Source organism: Pseudodesulfovibrio pelocollis (assembly GCF_030282845.1).
GTDB lineage: Bacteria > Desulfobacterota > Desulfovibrionia > Desulfovibrionales > Desulfovibrionaceae > Pseudodesulfovibrio > Pseudodesulfovibrio pelocollis.
Genome location: NZ_JASTWE010000003.1, coordinates 39,726 through 55,782 on the forward strand (window position 1 = coordinate 39,726; position 16,057 = coordinate 55,782).

At 68.2% G+C, this 16,057-nt stretch carries 14 protein-coding genes; 7 read left to right on the top strand and 7 right to left on the bottom strand.

The window, feature by feature from the left end:
- From QQS14_RS02025 to QQS14_RS02045, 5 genes are read left to right on the top strand one after another with little or no spacing between them, the layout of a single operon-like run.
- The gene (locus QQS14_RS02025; protein WP_285905220.1) at nt 1-1,494 is read left to right on the top strand and encodes an ATP-binding cassette domain-containing protein; all 1,494 of its coding nucleotides are present in this window, start codon (nt 1-3) and stop codon (nt 1,492-1,494) included.
- Nucleotides 1,491-2,603 carry an ABC transporter permease gene (locus QQS14_RS02030; protein ID WP_285905221.1) on the top strand — a complete coding sequence of 371 codons (1,113 nt, stop codon included), beginning with the start codon at nt 1,491-1,493 and terminating at the stop codon, nt 2,601-2,603. Before QQS14_RS02025 ends, QQS14_RS02030 begins: the two co-directional genes overlap by 4 nt.
- Nucleotides 2,600-3,586, top strand: a complete 987-nt coding sequence (locus QQS14_RS02035; RefSeq protein WP_285905222.1) for an ABC transporter permease — start codon at nt 2,600-2,602, stop codon at nt 3,584-3,586. Before QQS14_RS02030 ends, QQS14_RS02035 begins: the two co-directional genes overlap by 4 nt.
- Nucleotides 3,587-3,612: 26 nt before the next feature.
- Complete coding sequence (locus QQS14_RS02040) at nt 3,613-4,617, top strand: 2-hydroxyacid dehydrogenase (protein WP_285905223.1); 1,005 nt, start codon at nt 3,613-3,615, stop codon at nt 4,615-4,617.
- Nucleotides 4,614-5,981, top strand: coding sequence for a glycerate kinase type-2 family protein (locus tag QQS14_RS02045; RefSeq protein WP_285905224.1), 1,368 nt, complete (start codon nt 4,614-4,616; stop codon nt 5,979-5,981). The genes QQS14_RS02040 and QQS14_RS02045 overlap by 4 nt, the downstream gene beginning before the upstream one ends.
- A gap of 96 nt (nt 5,982-6,077) precedes the next feature.
- Here the strand turns inward: QQS14_RS02045 and QQS14_RS02050 are convergent, their stop codons facing one another.
- Both QQS14_RS02050 and QQS14_RS02055 read right to left on the bottom strand, forming a co-directional pair.
- A complete protein-coding gene (locus tag QQS14_RS02050; protein WP_285905225.1) occupies nt 6,078-6,743 on the bottom strand; it encodes a M15 family metallopeptidase in 666 nt (221 codons plus the stop codon).
- Between the two features lie 158 nt (nt 6,744-6,901).
- Complete coding sequence (locus QQS14_RS02055) at nt 6,902-9,394, bottom strand: diguanylate cyclase (RefSeq protein ID WP_285905226.1); 2,493 nt, start codon at nt 9,392-9,394, stop codon at nt 6,902-6,904.
- A gap of 251 nt (nt 9,395-9,645) precedes the next feature.
- Between QQS14_RS02055 and QQS14_RS02060 the strand changes: the two genes are divergently transcribed.
- Complete coding sequence (locus tag QQS14_RS02060) at nt 9,646-10,533, top strand: PHP domain-containing protein (RefSeq protein WP_285905227.1); 888 nt, start codon at nt 9,646-9,648, stop codon at nt 10,531-10,533.
- 53 nt (nt 10,534-10,586) lie between these two features.
- Here the strand turns inward: QQS14_RS02060 and QQS14_RS02065 are convergent, their stop codons facing one another.
- From QQS14_RS02065 to modB, 3 genes are read right to left on the bottom strand one after another with little or no spacing between them, the layout of a single operon-like run.
- Nucleotides 10,587-11,336, bottom strand: a complete 750-nt coding sequence (locus tag QQS14_RS02065) for an ATP-binding cassette domain-containing protein (RefSeq protein WP_285905228.1) — start codon at nt 11,334-11,336, stop codon at nt 10,587-10,589.
- 15 nt (nt 11,337-11,351) lie between these two features.
- Nucleotides 11,352-12,116, bottom strand: coding sequence for a molybdate ABC transporter substrate-binding protein (gene modA, locus QQS14_RS02070; protein ID WP_285905229.1), 765 nt, complete (start codon nt 12,114-12,116; stop codon nt 11,352-11,354).
- A gap of 22 nt (nt 12,117-12,138) precedes the next feature.
- Entirely contained in the window at nt 12,139-12,825 is a 687-nt protein-coding gene (modB, locus tag QQS14_RS02075) for a molybdate ABC transporter permease subunit (RefSeq protein ID WP_285905230.1), read from the bottom strand.
- 316 nt (nt 12,826-13,141) lie between these two features.
- Between modB and QQS14_RS02080 the strand changes: the two genes are divergently transcribed.
- Nucleotides 13,142-13,720 carry a manganese efflux pump MntP gene (locus tag QQS14_RS02080; RefSeq protein ID WP_285905231.1) on the top strand — a complete coding sequence of 193 codons (579 nt, stop codon included), beginning with the start codon at nt 13,142-13,144 and terminating at the stop codon, nt 13,718-13,720.
- Between the two features lie 14 nt (nt 13,721-13,734).
- On the opposite strand, the gene QQS14_RS02085 is transcribed toward QQS14_RS02080, so the two are convergent.
- Complete coding sequence (locus tag QQS14_RS02085; RefSeq protein ID WP_285905233.1) at nt 13,735-14,859, bottom strand: HD domain-containing phosphohydrolase; 1,125 nt, start codon at nt 14,857-14,859, stop codon at nt 13,735-13,737.
- Nucleotides 14,856-16,055: a response regulator gene (locus QQS14_RS02090; protein WP_285905234.1), complete on the bottom strand. Its 1,200-nt coding sequence runs from the start codon at nt 16,053-16,055 to the stop codon at nt 14,856-14,858. The genes QQS14_RS02085 and QQS14_RS02090 overlap by 4 nt, the downstream gene beginning before the upstream one ends.
- Nucleotides 16,056-16,057: the final 2 nt, after the last annotated feature.

Genomic DNA, 16,057 nt, shown 5'->3' on the forward strand with positions numbered 1-16,057 from the left:
ATGATCGTCTTACAGGACATTCACAAGCATTACGGCCGGGTTCGGGCCAACGACGGCGTCAGCCTGACCCTCGAACCCGGCCGCATCTATGCCCTGGTGGGGGAGAACGGCGCGGGCAAGAGCACGCTCATGCGCGTGCTGGCCGGGCACACCCGCCCCACCTCTGGCACCATCGACCTGGGCGGCCGCACCGTGGCTTTCCTCACGCCGACCCTGGCCCGCGAGCACGGGGTGGGCATGCTCTATCAGGACCCGCTTGATTTCCCGGCCATGCCCATCTGGGAGAACTTCCAGTTGGGCGCGCCCAAACGGACCAAGGGGCAGGTCTTCGACGTCATCGGCGAACTTTCCTACCGCCTCGACGCCTGCTTCCTGCCCGACGAGGCGGTCTCGTCCCTGACCGTGGGCGAGCGCCAACTGCTCGAACTGCTCCGGCTGCTGGACCTGGGGGCCACCACGCTGATCCTCGACGAGCCGACAACGGGCATCACCCCGGAGCAGAAACGCGAACTCTTCGACCTGCTCATGAAGCTGGCCCGCGAGGAGAACCACACCATCGTCCTGGTCACCCACAAGCTCTCCGAGGCCCTGGAGATGGCCGACGCCATCCTTGTCATGCGCCAGGGCGCCATTGTCGCCACCCTGACCCCGCCTTATGACGAAGGGGAACTGGTGCTGCGCATGTTCGGCGATGCGGCGGAGTCCGAAGGGGCGGACGCGCCCGGACCGGCCACCCCCAGACCGGCCGCCCTTGACGCGCCCCCCCGGCTGCGGCTGGACAACGTGGTCATGGCCGGCCCCAAGTATTCCATGGGGCCGATGCGTTTCTCGGCCCGGCCCGGCGAATGCATCGGGCTGGCCGGGCTGGACGGCAGCGGCCAGGAGCTGTTCCTGCGCGGCCTGTGCGGCCTGGACCGCATGCCCGGCGGCACCCTGACCCTGGATGGCCGGGCATACACCACCAACGATTTTCCCGTGCTGCGCCGGGCCGGGGTCCACTTCGTGCCCGCCGACCGGCTGGAGATGGCGCTCTTCCCGGCCCTGACCCTGCGCGAGCACATCGCCCTGGCCTTTCCGGGCCGTTCCGACGAGCTGGACGCCTTCTACCAGAGCCAGTGCGTGGAGCGCTTCAACCTGCGCGCCCACCCACAGACCCGGGCCAGCGAGCTGTCCGGCGGCAACCAGCAGCGGCTGCTCCTCTCCCTCATCCCGGACCACGCCGCCCTGCTGCTCATGGAGCATCCCACACGCGGCCTTGACGCGGGCTCGGCCCGGCAGGTGTGGAGCCATCTCCACGACCGCTGCCGGGCGGGCGCGACCCTGATCTTCTTCTCGCCGGACCTCGACGAGGTGCTGGCGCACAGCCACCGGGTGGCGGTCTTCTATGACCGGGCCATGGCCGCGGTGGTGGATCGCGCCCGGGCCACCACCGAGGTGGTGGGCGCGCTCATGGCAGGCAAGGACCCCGACCAAGTCCTGGGAGGCGGGCAATGAAACGGGCAACGTCGCGGGCGACATCGCAGGAGAAATCGCGGACACAATCGCAGGAAAAGACGCAGGCATGGTCACGATTCCCGGCACTGACCGAGGCGGGCTGGCTCGGCGCGGCCCTGCTCCTGGCCCTGGGCCTGACCGTCCTGGTCACCCTGCCCTCGGGCGCGTCTCCTTTCGAGACCATCGCGGTGCTCCTGGAGGGCGGGCTCGGCTCGGTGACCAAGCTCGGCCGCGCCCTGGCGGGCTGGGTGCCGCTGACGCTCTGCGCCGTTGGCCTGCTCGTGACCTTCACCGCCCGGCTCTGGAACATCGGCGTGGAGGGGCAGGTGGTCATGGGAGCCATCTTCTGCACCGCGGCCCTGCGCCCCTTTGACACCGGCGGCGTGCCCGAGATCATCCTGGCCATGGCCGCAGGCATCCTGGGCGGCGCGCTCTGGGCGCTGCTGGCCGGGCTGCTGCGCGTCTTTGGCCGGGTTCACGAGATTTTTTCCGGCCTGGGCCTCAACTTCGTGGCCCTGGGCGTGACCCTGTGGCTCATCTTCGGCCCGTGGAAGCGGCCGGGGGTGGCCTCCATGTCCGGCACCGAGCCCATCGACGTGTCCCTGTGGCTGCCCCGGCTCGGCCCCATGAGCGTGAGCTGGGCCGCCCTGGCCCTGGCCCTGGCCGCCATCGTCGGTGTGGGCCTACTCCTGCGCCGCTCGTCCTGGGGGCTCAAGCTTCGGGCCGTGGGCGAGAACCCCAAGGCCGCCACCCTGTTCGCGCTGGGGCCGCGCCGCCGCCTGCTCCAGGCCTTCATGCTCTGCGGCGGGCTGGCCGGGCTGGCCGGAGCCATCCAGGTGCTGGGCGTCTACCACCGGCTGCTGCCCTCCATCTCGTCGAGCTACGGCTACACCGCCCTGCTGGTGGGCATGATGGCCTCCTTCCGGCTCGGCCCGGTGCCCTTCATCTGTTTCTTCTTCGCCGTGCTCACCGTGGGTTCCATCCAGCTGCCCCTGCAAATGGGCCTTGATTCGTCCTTGAGCGGGGTCATCCAGGGAATAATGGTCCTGTCCGTGTTCATCGTCCACGGCCTGCGCCTATGGCTGCGCCAGAGAAGGGAGGCGGCATGACCGATACCATGGCCCTGGCCCTGGCCGCCGTGCTCATGGCCGCCGCGCCCCTGATCCTGGCCACCCTGGGCGAGACCCTCACCGAGAAGGCGGGCGTCATCAACCTGTCGCTGGACGGCTCCATCCTGCTGGCCGCCATGACCGCCTTTGCCGTGGCCGTGACCTTCGACAGTCCCTGGCTCGGCATGCTCGGCGGCATGGCCGTGGGCGCGGCCATCGCGGGCCTGCTCGGCGTCATCGGCATCTTTCTGGGTCAGTCGCAACTGGCCGTGGGCTTCATCCTCACCCTGCTGGCTCGCGACCTGGCCTACTTCCTGGGCCATTCCTTCTCGCGCCAGCCCGGGCCGGACCTCGGCCTGTGGACCATTCCGGGCCTGGGCGAGGTGGCCCTGATCGGCCCCGTTTTCGGCTCGCGCTCGCCCGTGGTCCACCTGAGCCTCGTGGCCGTCTTTTTGTGCTGGTGGTGGATGTACCGCACCGAGGCGGGCATTCGGCTGCGGGCCGTGGGCGAGTCGCCCCGGGCGGCATTTGGCCGGGGCATCCGGGTGCGGCTGGTCAGGCTGTGGTACTGTCTGGCTGGCGGGGCGCTGGTGGGCATGGCCGGAGCCGCATACTCCCTGGCGGTCAAGCCCGGCTGGGGCCGCCCCCAGGGGTGCGAGGGCGCGGGCTGGATTGCCCTGGCCATCGTCATCTTCGGCGGCTGGCACCCGGTGCGCGCGGCCCTTGGTGCAGTCCTCTTCGCCGCCCTCCAGGTGTCGGGCATCTATCTTCAGGATATCTTTCCGTCCATTCCGGCCCCGGTCTTCCAGGTGGCCCCGTTCCCCATGATGATCCTGACCCTGCTGGCCGTGAACATGGGTCGCGTGGGCTGGATTCAGGATCTGGTCCGCCGCCACCCGCTCCTCAAGCGATTCTCCCGGGGCTGGTCCTTCGACCCCCCGGCGGCCCTGGGCCAGGACTTCGACCCCAGAAAGGGGCTGTAGCCCCCCGAGACCCCAAGGAGGCATTCATGAGCAAACCGAAAATCTTCATCACCCGGCGCATCCCGGACGCGGGCATCGACCTGCTGGCCAAGACGGCCGAGGTGGCCGTCAATCCCGAGGACCGCACCCTGTCGCGGGCCGAGCTGCTGGCAGCGGTGGCCGACTGCCAGGGCGTCATCGGCCTGCTCACCGAGAAGATCGACGCGGAGTTTTTCGAGGCCGCGCCGGGGCTCAAGGGCTACGCCAACTACGCCGTGGGCTACGACAACATCGACGTGGCCGAGGCCACCCGCCGCGCCATCCCGGTCTCCAACACCCCGGGCGTGCTCACCGACGCCACGGCCGAATGCGCCTGGGCGCTCCTCTTTGCCACGGCCCGGCGCGTGGTGGAGGCGGACAGGGTCATGCGCTCGGGCGCGTGGCAGGGCTGGGGGCCGCTCCAATTCATGGGCCAGGGCGTGCGCGGCAAGACGCTGGGCATCGTGGGCGCGGGCCGCATCGGCACGGCCATGGCCCTGATGTCGCGCGGGTTCGACATGCCGGTGCTCTACACCAGTTCCTCGGGCAGGCGCAACGCGGTGCTCGAAGACCGGCTTGGTGCGCGCCTCGTGCCCTTTGACACCCTGCTGGCCGAGGCGGACTTCATCTCCATCCACGCCCCGCTCACGCCCGACACCCGCCACCTCTTCGACGCCACCGCCTTTGCCCGGATGAAGCCCACGGCCTGCATCGTGAACACGGCGCGCGGCCCGGTGATCAACGAGGACGACCTCGTGGCAGCCCTCAAGGATGGCATGATCGCCGGGGCGGGCCTCGACGTGTTCGAGCGCGAACCAGCCATGGCCGAGGGACTGGCCGGGCTGGACAACGCCGTGGTCCTGCCCCACATCGGCTCGGCCACCATCGAATCGCGAACCGACATGGCCACCCTGGCCGCGCGCAACATGCTCGCCATGCTGGCCGGGCAGCGGCCCGAGACCTGCCTCAACCCGCAGCTCTTCGACGGGCAGAACAGCGGAGCAACGGCATGACCACGGCCCACGCCGCGCGACGCGAGCACCTGCTGACCATCGTCAACCGGGCCATCGAGGCCGTGGCCCCGAAAGGAGCCATGCGCAAGGCCGTGGCCCGCGATGGAAACATCCTGACCGTGGCCGGAAAACGATACGACCTGACCGACTTCGAGCGCATCCTGGTGCTCGGCGCGGGCAAGGCGAGCGCGTCCATGGCCCGCGCCCTGGAGGATATCCTGGGCGAGCGGGTGCTTGAACGCTGGCTGCACGATGGGTTGGTGATCACCAAGTACGGCCACGGTTGCGACCTCGCCCGCGTTCGCATAGAAGAGGCCGACCACCCCGTTCCTGATGAGGCGGGCCAGCGCGGGGCCGAGGCGCTCCTCAACCTCGCGGCCACGGCCACTGAGCGCGATCTGGTCTTCTGCCTCGTCTCGGGCGGAGCCAGCGCCCTGACCCCCGCGCCCGTGGCCCCCGTGACCCTGGCCCACAAGCAGGAGACCACCAGCCGCCTGCTGGCCTGCGGGGCGACCATCGACGAGATCAACGCCATCCGCAAGCACCTCTCGGCCATCAAGGGCGGGCATCTGGCCAAGGTTCTGGAACCGGCCACGGTCCTGACCCTGATCATCTCCGACGTGGTGGGCGACCGGCTGGACGTCATCGGCTCCGGCCCCACCGCGCCGGACGACGCCACCTTTGCCCATTGCCTCGACATCCTCGAGCGCTACGGCCTGCGCGAGGCCGTGCCGCCCGAGGTGGTCGAGCTGTTCCGGGCCGGGCGCGACGGCAACCTGCCCGAGACCCTTGGCAGCGACGACCCCTGCTTCGCCCGAGTGCGCAACATCATCATCGCGGGCAATGCCCAGGCCCTGGCCGGGGCGGCCGAGGCGGCCCGCGAACTGGGCTACGCGCCGCTGGTGATGGAGCCCGCCATGCAGGGCGAGGCGCGCCAGGTGGCATCACACCTCGTCTGCACGGCCATGGGCATCTGCGGCGGCGACGGCCCCAAGCCGCCGGTGTGCCTGCTGGCCGGGGGCGAGACAACCGTGACCATCCGGGGAGCAGGCACTGGCGGCCGCAACCAGGAGATGGCCCTGGCCGCGGCCATCCGCCTCCATGAATCCGGCCCGGAAAGCGGGCGCATCAGTATGGCCTGCGTGGGTACCGACGGCACGGACGGCCCCACCGATGCGGCAGGCGCCCTGGTCCTGCCCGACACCCTGGGCGACTGCGACGCCACCAACCTGACCGCCGCCCGCCGCCACCTGGACGACAACGACGCCTACACCTTCTTCACCGCTACCGGGACCATCCTCAAGACCGGCCCCACGCGCACCAACGTCATGGATATCGTCGTCATCCTCGTGGACCCGGCCTGACCGGGATCACGGCCCAAACAGACGCATCGAACGGCAAAGACCGGCGCGCAGGGGGCTGCGCGCCGGTCTTTTTTGCGGACCCGGAAATTTCGCGTGTCAGCGGACCGGGAAATCGAAATAGGTGTCCGGGAAAGGCTCATCCTCAAGGGTGAAGTGCCACCACTCCTCGGCCAGGGGGCGGAAGCCGTGGCTGATCATGATCCCCTGGAGCAGGGCGCGGTTGGCGCGCACCTGGGCGGCCATGGCCGGGCTGTCGGGCCAGGAGGGCGGGCCAAAGAAGTCGAAGGCAGTGCCCATGTCCAGCGGCTTGCCCGTGGCCGCATCGATGATGGTCAGGTCCACCGTGGAGCCGCGCGAATGGCCGGACTTGGCCGCGATGTAGTCGTCAAGATTCTCTGCCCAGCGCACGAAATGGTCCACGGCCCGCTGGGGCCGGTAGCCGTCAAAGACCTTGAGGCCGAGGCCGAAGCGGGCCAGGGTCGCCTGCACCCCGGCCAGGGCGCGGGCCGCCTGCACCGTCAGGATGACGCGCGGCGCCTCGTATCCGTCCACCGGCTCGCCCACGAAATTGTGGCTGGTGAAGTAGCGCACGTCGAGGACCACGCCGGGGACCGCCTCGTCCACGTGGCAGAACCCCTCGGGCAGCCCGGCCCAGGCCGGAGCGGCCAGCAGCAGGACCAGGGCCAGGGCCAGGAGGCAGGGACGTGGGGTGCGGAAATAAAGCATGGGCCGCTCCTTGATGGTGGCTGATGCAAGGACCATGGCGGTCCTCCCGATTTTTTCCGGATACCCGAAACCGCCAACGCGGGCAAGACCGACCCGAGTCTGCGCCAGGGCAAACGCATCGGATTTCGAGTCAGCGCTTCGATTGTGAAGCGGTTGCCCACCCGGCGATTCTTTGATGCGTTTGCCCTGGCGGATCAGGCCCGTTCGACCCGGTTGCGCCCGTTCTGCTTGGCCGCATACAGGGCCGTGTCCGCGCCCTTGAGCATGTCCTCGAGGTTGGCCGAGGCCGGGTCGCCCACGCTCACGCCGATGCTCACGGTCACCGAGAGCGGAGCGCCGGTGCCGATATCCACCCGGCAGGCCGCGATGGCCGTGCGCAGCCGCTCGGCCACGAGCAGCGCCTGCTCCGCGTTGGCCTGGGGCAGCACGGCCGCAAACTCTTCGCCCCCGATGCGGCCCAGCACGTCCACCTGACGCAGGGTCTCGGCGGCGGTGGAGGCCATGGCCCGCAGCACCGCGTCGCCCGCGTCGTGGCCGTATGTGTCGTTGACCGCCTTGAATCGGTCGGCGTCGAACATGAGCACCGAGACGGGCTCGTCGTAGCGTCTGGCGTGGTCGATGGCCCGCTCGCCCAGCTCCATGAAGTGGCCCCGGCTGAAGAGGCCGGTCAGGCTGTCGCGGGTGGCCAGCCGCGTCAGCTCCTGCTCGGCCAGCCGCTGTTCGGTGATGTCCTGATTGATGCCGATGATGCTCGTCACCCGGCCGTTTTTGTCCTTGCGCGCCCTGGCCGAGGCCCGGATGTGCCGCAGGCCGCCGTCGGGCAGGACGACGCGAAATTCGCGGTTCCAGTCGCCGCCCTCGGTGCGCAGGGCTCCCAGCGTGGCCTCGGCCTCTGGCAGGTCCTCGGGATGCACCCGGCTGGTCCAGGCGCGGTAAAGCCCGCTGAACTCTCCGGGCTTGATGGCGTACAATTCCTTCATGCGGGCGTCCCAGGTCAGTTCGTCGGTCAGGGTGTCCCACTCCCACACACCCACGCCTCCGGCCTCTGAGGCCAGGGCGATGCGCCGGGCGTAGGATTCGAGCTTTTCGCGCGCATCGACCCTTCGTGAGATGTCGCGCAGGATGCCCACGGCGTGCCACTGGCTGTCCAGGGAAAAGGCGGATACCGCCCGCTCCACCGGGAAGGTGGTGCCGTCCTTGCGTACGGCGGTGAACTCCTTGATCGTTCCCACGGCCGGGCCGGAGCCGGTTCGGGCGAAATGGGGATACCCGTGTCTCGCTTCCCGCGCGTCCTGGGGCAGGGTGACGAGGCCGTGCAGATTGCGGCCCATGGCCTCCTGCTCGGTGTAGCCGAAGAGCCGCGTGGCCGCGCTGTTCCAGAAGAGTACGGTGTCTTCGGCGTTCACCATGATGATGGCGTCGATGGAGGCATCGCTCATGGCGCGCAGGGTTTGCTCCCTGGCGCGCAGGGCGGCCTCGGTTTCCTTGAGGGGGGTGATGTCGAGCAGGGTGCCCACGGCGCGGGCTGGATCGCCGCCCCGCCCGTTGGTGAAATTCCCCCGGGCCATCACATGGCCCACGCTGCCGTCATGTCTGACGATGCGGTGGGTCAGGGCGTACGGCTTTCCCCCGGCCTGGGCAGCGGCAAAGCTCTCCTCGCTCAGGCTCCGGTCATCCGGGTGGACCAGTTCCCATATGGCGTCCATGGTGGGCGTGTAGTGCTCCCTGTCCAGGCCGAAGATGCGGTAGGTCTCGTCCGACCACCGGACCGAGCCGGTGGCGAAGTCCATTTCCCAGCTGCCCAGGTGGGCCATTGATTGCGCCTCGGCCAGCCCCTGGCTGATGCGATGCAGATCCTGGTCCTTGCGCAGGGTCCGGTATGAGAAGACGAGCCCGCCCGCGTAGAGCAGGGCCACCAGCCCGTACATCACCGGCAGGGAGCGCGGGATGCCGGACCAGCCGGACGCGGGCAGGGCGGCCAACTGCCACGAGCCCGAGGAGAAGGACACGGGCATGAGCACGGCCTCGCGCGCCGGGTCGAAGAGGGAGGCGTCGCCGAAGAACACGGCTCCTTCCTCGCCCTTGCCGTCCACGCCCCGGATGGCCAGCTTGAGGTCGCCGTAGTCGCGCAGGCCCACGGCCTCGTACAGGCGCTCGATGTCTATGATGGCCGACACAAGGCCCCAGAAGCGCTCCTGGTTCATGTCGCGAATGATCACGGGCGCGCGGCCCACCAGCCCGGTGCCCCCCTGGACCAAGGCGACCGGTCCGGCCACCACCAGAGAACCTGTCTCCTTGGCGCGCAGGGCCTGCTCCCACTGGCCGGGCAGGGTCCGGTAGTCGGTACCCAGAGCCTGACGGTTGCCCTCCATGGGGTAGACGAAGCGGATGACGAAGTCCGGCGCGGCCGAGATGTTCTTGAGCAGCGAGGTGTCGCGCAGGGTCTCGCTGGCAAAGCGGTTGAAGGCGTTGTTGTCCAGGCTTGGCGTCGTGGCGATGAAGGTGGCCATGCCCTGTATGCGCAGGAGGTTGCCGATGACCTCCTTCTCGATGCTCGTGCGCAGGGTGGCCATCCGCAGCGACAGGGCGAACCGCTGGTCGTTCCGGTGCCCCTGGTGGAGCAGGACGCAGAGTAGGGCGGCGGCGGCCGAGTAGATCAGAAAGCGCATGAAAAATTGCCGTTTCACGGTGAGCCATCCTCGTTCACAGGAATCGGTGGGGCGCTTGTGGCGCTACTTGGCCCACCATGCAGCATCTGTCATTCGCGGGCAATGAGAATCATTGATCACCACGCTCCGTCAGGTGCGCTGTCCGACTTTGCTTGACAAAGCGGCGAGAGTGGTTAGATTTTGCCCCGGACGTCATGGCCGACCACGCGCTCCCCCGCGCCACGTTATCCGCGCCCGCTACCCGTGAGGAGCTTCGGAACATCGAGCCCATGCTGACATTCGACCTTCATTTCCATGCCAACATCCACCGCATGCCCACCAGGAGCAAGGCCCTGCGGCTGCGGAAGATCCGTCGGCACCTCAGGCAGTGCGGCCCGGACTTCCTGGCGTCCACCGAACATTCCTACAAGAAGCCCCTTGAGGCCTACCAGCGGCTGTCCGAGGCCACGGCCGACCTGCGCACCACCGTCATCCCGGGCGTGGAGGCCGTGTCGTCCGAGGGCATCGACATCATTTTTCTCTTTGACGACGAGGCAGGGCTGCGTCGGGGTCTTGGCGAGGTCCGCACCTTTGGCTGGTCCGTGCGCGATGTGGCCCGCATCGCCGCCGAAACCGGCGCGCTGACCATCGTGCCCCATCCCTTCCACCTTGGCCGCACCTCGGCGGGCAACATCCTCTCGCGCCGGGCCTACCTCCGGCTGCTGGCCATGTCCGACTACGTGGAGATTCACAACGGCTCGGCCCTGACCTTTGACTCGCAGCTCACGGGCTGTGGAGCGGGGCAATTCTTCTGCAAGACCCAGCACAAGCTCGACCTGACCCTGGACCTGCCCCTGGCCGACAGGGGTGAGGGGCTGGGCTGGGCCGTGAGCAGCGATGCCCACTACCCGGGCGAGCAGTTCATCGTCGGCAGCACCGACGCGTTCATGGCCCCCGGCGAGCCGGTGCTCGACTTCCTGCGCCGCAGAATCCGCTTCGCCCCCCACGCGCTGGTGCAGCCCCCGACCGAACATTCGGTCAACAGCCTCCACCTGCTGCGCAGCCTTCAGGGCGTGCTCAAGGAGGCCATGGTCAAGCAGTGCCTCAGGACATCGGGACGCGCCCGGGCCGCCGCTCTGGCCCTGGCCCTTTCCTGTAGCATGTTCCCCTCCGTGTAACCCTGCCGCCTTGCTGGCGGTCGGTTCGCACCCCTGCTCCATCCACCATCCGGTCAGGCGTCGGCGTAGGCATCGGCCACTTGGCGGCGCAGCACGTCCGCCAGATCACGGCCCTGGCCCGTCACCTCGTCGGCGCGATGCACACCGGCCACGGCGCCGTGGTTGTAGACCACCACGGTCCGGGCAAAGGCCTCGGCCTCGTCGGCGTCGTGGGTGACCAGGACCATGGGGATGGACACCGCGTCGAGCATCCGTGACAATTCTTCCCGCATGCGCAGCCTCAGGGGCTGATCCAGGGCGCTGAAAGGCTCGTCGAGAAGCAGGGCGCGCGGCCTCGGGGCCACGGCCCGGGCCAGGGCCGTACGCTGTTTCTGACCGCCCGAGAGGGTGGCCGGGCGCTGACCGGCCAGGCCGGACAGGCCGAAGAGGTCGAGCAACTCGTCCACCCGCTCAGCGTCCTCCCTGCTGATGCGGCCAAAGAGCGGTGTCAGGCCAAAGGCCACGTTCTGCCAGACGGTCCTGTGGGGGAACAGGGCGTAGTCCTGAAACACGTAGCCCACGCCGCGCCGCCGCGCCGGGAGGTTGATCCCGGCCTCCGAGTCGAAAAGCACGTCGCCGTTGATGGCGATGCGCCCCGCATCCGGCGTGAGCAGCCCGGCCAGGGCCAAAAGGGTCAGGGTCTTGCCCGACCCCGATGGCCCGAACAGGGCCAGGGCGCGGTCCGTGGCCGAGAACCGGGATCGCAACACGAATTCCCCGCTGCCGCCCCGCAGCCGCTTGACGATGTCCACTTCAAACTGCATCGGCTCTCCCTGCGGTCATGGTCTGGCAAAGCCATGGGCTTCGAGCAGGGCCGCCCCGGCGGACGAGGTGACGAAGGCCACAAAGGCCTGGGCCATGGCCGGGTCGCGACTCTCGCTCACTGCGGCGATGGGGTAGGTGATGGGTTCTTCAAGGGCAATCTCCTGCACCACCAGGACGGCCTTGCCCGCCTTGACGGCGTCGGTGCGGAAGACGAACCCGCAATCCACCTCGTCCCGGGCAATGTAATCAAGTATCTGGCGGACGGTCTCGCCAAAGATGAGCTTCGGGGCAAGGGCATGGTACAGCCCGGCCTCGCTCAGGGCGGTGCGGGTGTATTGCCCAGCCGGGGATGTCACGGGAGTGGCCAGCCCGATGGTGCCTACCCTGTCGCCGGTCAGGTCGCCAAGTTCCGTGATTTTGGCCGGATTGTCGGCGGGCACGGCCAGCACGAGGTCGTTGCGGACAAAGACCGCGACCGCGTCCCTGTTCACGAATCCTTCGTCCACGGCCCTTTCCATCCACTTGTGGTCTGCCGAGGCGAAGACATCCACGGGGGCGCCCTGCGCCATCTGCCGGAAGAGCGCGCCGGATGCGGCGAAGTTCATGACCACGTTCACGCCGGGGTGCTCGGCCTCAAAGGCGGTCTTGATGTCGCCGAAGGCGTCGGTCAGGCTGGCCGCGGCCGAGACGATCAGGTCCTTGGCCCTGGCCGGTGTGGCGGGCATGACGAGGCTGATGGCCATGGCCACCGTGAGGATGATTCTGGAAAGGCTGCGCATGACGAGTTCTCCCTTGGGGTTGTCAGAATCTGGGTCGCAGCAGGCGGCTGGTGGTCATGAGGATGGCGATGCAGACGAGGCTGATGACCAGGACCAGCGCATTGGCCAGATCATCGTCCCCGGCCTGCACGGCGGAATAAACGGCCAGGGACAGGGTCTGGGTGCGGCCCGGCAGGTTGCCCGCCACCATCAGGGTGGCCCCGAACTCGCCCATGGCCCGGGCAAAGGCGAGCATGGTCCCGGCCAGCACGCCGCGCATGGCCAGGGGGAGCGACACGCGCAGGAACACGGCCAGTTCGCCCTGGCCCAGGGTGCGGGCCGCGTCCTCATAGTGCCTGCCCACCCCCTCCAGCGCGGCCCTGGCCGACTTGAACACCAGCGGGAAGGCGGCCACGGCGGCAGCGATGACCGCGCCCTGCCAGGTGAAGACCAGGGTGATGTCGAATGTCTCCTTGAGCCACCCGCCCACCATCCCCCGGCGGCCGATGACCACCAGCAGATAATAGCCCAGCACCGTGGGCGGCATGACCAGCGGGAGCGTACACAGGGCGTCCACCAGATCGCGGCCGGGGAATTTGCTCCTCGACAGGACATAGGCAGCGGCGATGCCCAGCGCGGCTGCCACTGCGGTGGCCAGCCCGGCCACCTTGAGCGTGAGCAGGAGCGGTTCCATGAACCGGGCCTCAAGCAGTCGATGCAGAATATCCATGGTCGTTGGTCCACTCCTTGACGTTCCCTCGGACAGTCGCGCCAGTGTCACCCTAATCACAAGCCGTGCCAATGGGAAGGATTCATGCATTCAGGCAGGTTGGCGATACGACGCCGCAGGGAGCAGCAACGCTCACGACAAAATCGTCTGACATGACACACAAAAACGTATGCGCAGACATTTCTGTAGCCAAAGAATGGCGGGTCGCTAGGGACAGCCGGGAATTCGCTGCGTTTGCCCTGTCCACCCGCCAGCCGGTCTTGTCATCCCTCGCCGACCGGGCTATCCCTGTGGCTCCACTTTGACCGGAGCGTACATGGGACCCATCGAACTCTTCATCATCGCCGTGGCCCTGGCCATGGACGCCTTTGCCGTGGCCGTGGCCACCGGCGTGGCCCTCAGGACCGTCAGCCCGCGCCAGACCTTCCGCCTCGCCTGGCATTTCGGCCTGTTCCAGGCGCTGATGCCGATCCTGGGCTGGTCCCTGGGCCTCACGGTGCGCGACCACATCGAGGCCTACGACCACTGGATCGCCTTTGGCCTGCTGACCTACATCGGGGTCAAGATGATCCGCGAGGCCTTTGAGGAAGAAAAGCAGGGCCGGGGCGACCCCACCAGGGGATTCTCGCTGGTCATGCTCTCGGTGGCCACGAGCATCGACGCCCTGGCCGTGGGCCTGAGCCTGTCCATGCTCGGGGTGTCGGTGTGGTGGCCCGCCCTGGTCATCGGGCTGGTGGCCCTGGCCTTCACCGCCGCGGGCCTGCACCTGGGCAAGACCGTGGCCCGGGCAGAGCGCATCGGCACCTGCTCGGAGCTATTGGGCGGCACCATCCTCATCGCCATCGGCCTGAACATTCTGCGCGAGCACGGCGCGCTGGACTTCCTGCTCTCCTGACCCGGGAGCCTGCCTCAGCCCTCCACCGGCACCAGAACCCGCAGCCGCCCGGGCAGCCGCTTGGCCTTGGCGAAGTTGTCCAGGCGCATCAGCGCCGTCTCGGTGATCTCCGTGCCCTCGGCCATGATATGGACCTTGTCCAGGCTCCAGAGCGGTTCATCGAGGATCATGCCCTGGCGCATATCGGCAAGCGCCACCTCGCGCCGGATATAGCCGTCGCCCCCGGCCGTGCCCAGTTCCAGCACGTCGAGCACGCGGGGGTCGTAGACGCCGGTGCGGGCACGCAGGGCGTCGATGGCGTCCTGCTTGTCCATGCCCTGCTCGACCAGGGCGTCGTAATCGAGACACGCCTTGAGGATGCGCGCCTCCACGGGCAGCATGGGCGTGTCGGCCAGGGAGTCGTTCTGGTGCAGGATGATCTCGGACACCCGCTCCATCCTGGGGATGTGGGCCAGCATCCTGGCCGTGATGGCCGGGTGGCCGTCATAGGCCGCCCGCTCCTCCGGGGTCAGGGGCTCGCCCCGGAAGACCTTTTCGAGCACGGTGTCGGTCAGGGTGACGCTCCCCAACTGGCAGAGCATGGCCGCGAGATCGAGGCTCAGGGTCTGGTTGAGGCCCAGCCGCTGGGCCACGAAGGCGGCCAGCCGCCGGACCCGCTCGCTGCGGCCGAAGGCCGCCGGATTGACCAGCCCGAGGATGTCGGTGAGCACCTTGATGCTGCCGCGCAGGGTGCCACGCAGCAACTCGCGCTCGGCCACCACCAGGGAATACTGGCGCATGGCCGCCTCAAGGGTGCGGATCATCTCGTCCATGGAGCAGGGCTTGGTCAGAAACCGAAAGACCGCGCCGTCGTTGACCGCCGCGATGGCCGCCTGAAGATCGGCGTGGCCCGTGAGCATCACCCGCACGGTGTCTGGCGCCACCGCCTGGACCTTGCGCAGGAAGCGGATGCCGTCCATGCCCGGCATCTTGAGATCCGAGACCACCACCGCGTAGGGGCCGAAGAGGCGGAAGCGGTCCAGCCCCTCTTCCGGGCCAAGGGCCGTGTCCACCTTGAACCGACGGCGCAGGGAGACCCGGTAGGTATCGAGAATGTTCTGCTCGTCATCGACAAAAAGCACCTTGGGTTCGCCGCTCATTTTCCCTCCATGTGTCGGCTGCAGGCATCGCGCCAGACCGCATAGCGGTCAGTCTTGCCCACACCTTCCAGCCAGTCAAGGTCGATGGAGGGAAAGACGTAGGTACCGCCCTGGTCGATCTCGTGTTGCAGGGAGTCGGCCGCGTGGACCACGAACCCCATGCCGAATCCATGGGCCGAGGCTTCCGGCGAGTGGTGCTCGTTGATGGCCTCCACCACTTCCTTCTTGAAGCCCCAGAGCCCGGCGAGGTAGGCCCCCACCTCGGCGTGGCTCACCCCCAGCTCGCGCCGCTCGATGGACAGCACCGGCCCCTTGCCCAGGCGCGCCTGCTCGATCACGGGCCGGTACGCCTCGGGCATCTGGGTGACGAAGACGAGCTTGCCGATGTCGTGCAGGATGCCCGCGATGAAGCACCCCTCCACGAAATCGTCGTCACCCCCTTCAAGCCCGGCCACTACCTTGGCGCAGTACGCGGTCTGGAGGCTGTGGGTCCACAGCTTGCCGATGGAGTAGCCGGGCACGCCTGAGGCATCGGCCTCGGTGAGCAGGTGGGCACCGAGAACCAGCCCCTTGAGGGCCTCCACGCCGAGCAGGGCCACGGCATGGGCCGGAGAGGTGATCTTTTCGTAAAAGCCGAAGAACGAGGAATTGACCACCCGCATCAGGGTGGCGGAGATGCCGATGTCCTTTTCCACCAGCTTGGCGATGCGCCGCAGGTCGGGCTCGCTCCCCTTCAGCTCCCGCTCGATGCGGATGTAGAGGTCGGGCATGGCGGGCAGCGACTGCAGGCCGGTGACAATGGCGCGCACCGCCTCGTTGTCCAGGATGTGCTTGAGGTCCGTGACCCGGCGGATGGTGGCCACCACGGTCTCGGAGCTGCACGGCTTGCTCAGGAACTGGTGGGCGTGCTTGACCGACTTGAGCACCGCCTGCATCTCCGAATAGCCCGAGAGGATCATGCGCACCGCGCCCGGCTGGCGGCGCTCCACCTCCTTGAGGAAGTCCGCCCCGTCCATTCCCGGCATGCGCATGTCGGCGATGACCACGTCGAACTGCTCGCGGTCTATGTATTCAAGGCCCTCCCTGGCGTTGAGGGCGAAGCGGCACGTCCACTCCTTGCGCTTGCCGTAGAGCAGGGTTCGGAAGCCGTCGAGGATGTTCTGGTCGTCATCCACGAAAAGTATGGTTCGATTCATTG

What these genes read in the sequence shown, in the direction of transcription:
- QQS14_RS02030 (WP_285905221.1), top strand. Translation starts at nt 1,491, where the DNA reads ATGAAACGGGCAACGTCGCGGGCGACATCGCAGGAGAAATCGCGGACA.
- QQS14_RS02080 (WP_285905231.1), top strand. Translation starts at nt 13,142, where the DNA reads ATGGGACCCATCGAACTCTTCATCATCGCCGTGGCCCTGGCCATGGAC.
- QQS14_RS02085 (WP_285905233.1), bottom strand. Translation starts at nt 14,859, where the DNA reads ATGAGCGGCGAACCCAAGGTGCTTTTTGTCGATGACGAGCAGAACATT.
- QQS14_RS02035 (WP_285905222.1), top strand. Translation starts at nt 2,600, where the DNA reads ATGACCGATACCATGGCCCTGGCCCTGGCCGCCGTGCTCATGGCCGCC.
- QQS14_RS02050 (WP_285905225.1), bottom strand. Translation starts at nt 6,743, where the DNA reads ATGGTCCTTGCATCAGCCACCATCAAGGAGCGGCCCATGCTTTATTTC.
- QQS14_RS02040 (WP_285905223.1), top strand. Translation starts at nt 3,613, where the DNA reads ATGAGCAAACCGAAAATCTTCATCACCCGGCGCATCCCGGACGCGGGC.
- QQS14_RS02045 (WP_285905224.1), top strand. Translation starts at nt 4,614, where the DNA reads ATGACCACGGCCCACGCCGCGCGACGCGAGCACCTGCTGACCATCGTC.
- QQS14_RS02065 (WP_285905228.1), bottom strand. Translation starts at nt 11,336, where the DNA reads ATGCAGTTTGAAGTGGACATCGTCAAGCGGCTGCGGGGCGGCAGCGGG.
- modB (WP_285905230.1), bottom strand. Translation starts at nt 12,825, where the DNA reads ATGGATATTCTGCATCGACTGCTTGAGGCCCGGTTCATGGAACCGCTC.
- QQS14_RS02060 (WP_285905227.1), top strand. Translation starts at nt 9,646, where the DNA reads ATGCTGACATTCGACCTTCATTTCCATGCCAACATCCACCGCATGCCC.
- QQS14_RS02025 (WP_285905220.1), top strand. Translation starts at nt 1, where the DNA reads ATGATCGTCTTACAGGACATTCACAAGCATTACGGCCGGGTTCGGGCC.
- QQS14_RS02090 (WP_285905234.1), bottom strand. Translation starts at nt 16,055, where the DNA reads ATGAATCGAACCATACTTTTCGTGGATGACGACCAGAACATCCTCGAC.
- modA (WP_285905229.1), bottom strand. Translation starts at nt 12,116, where the DNA reads ATGCGCAGCCTTTCCAGAATCATCCTCACGGTGGCCATGGCCATCAGC.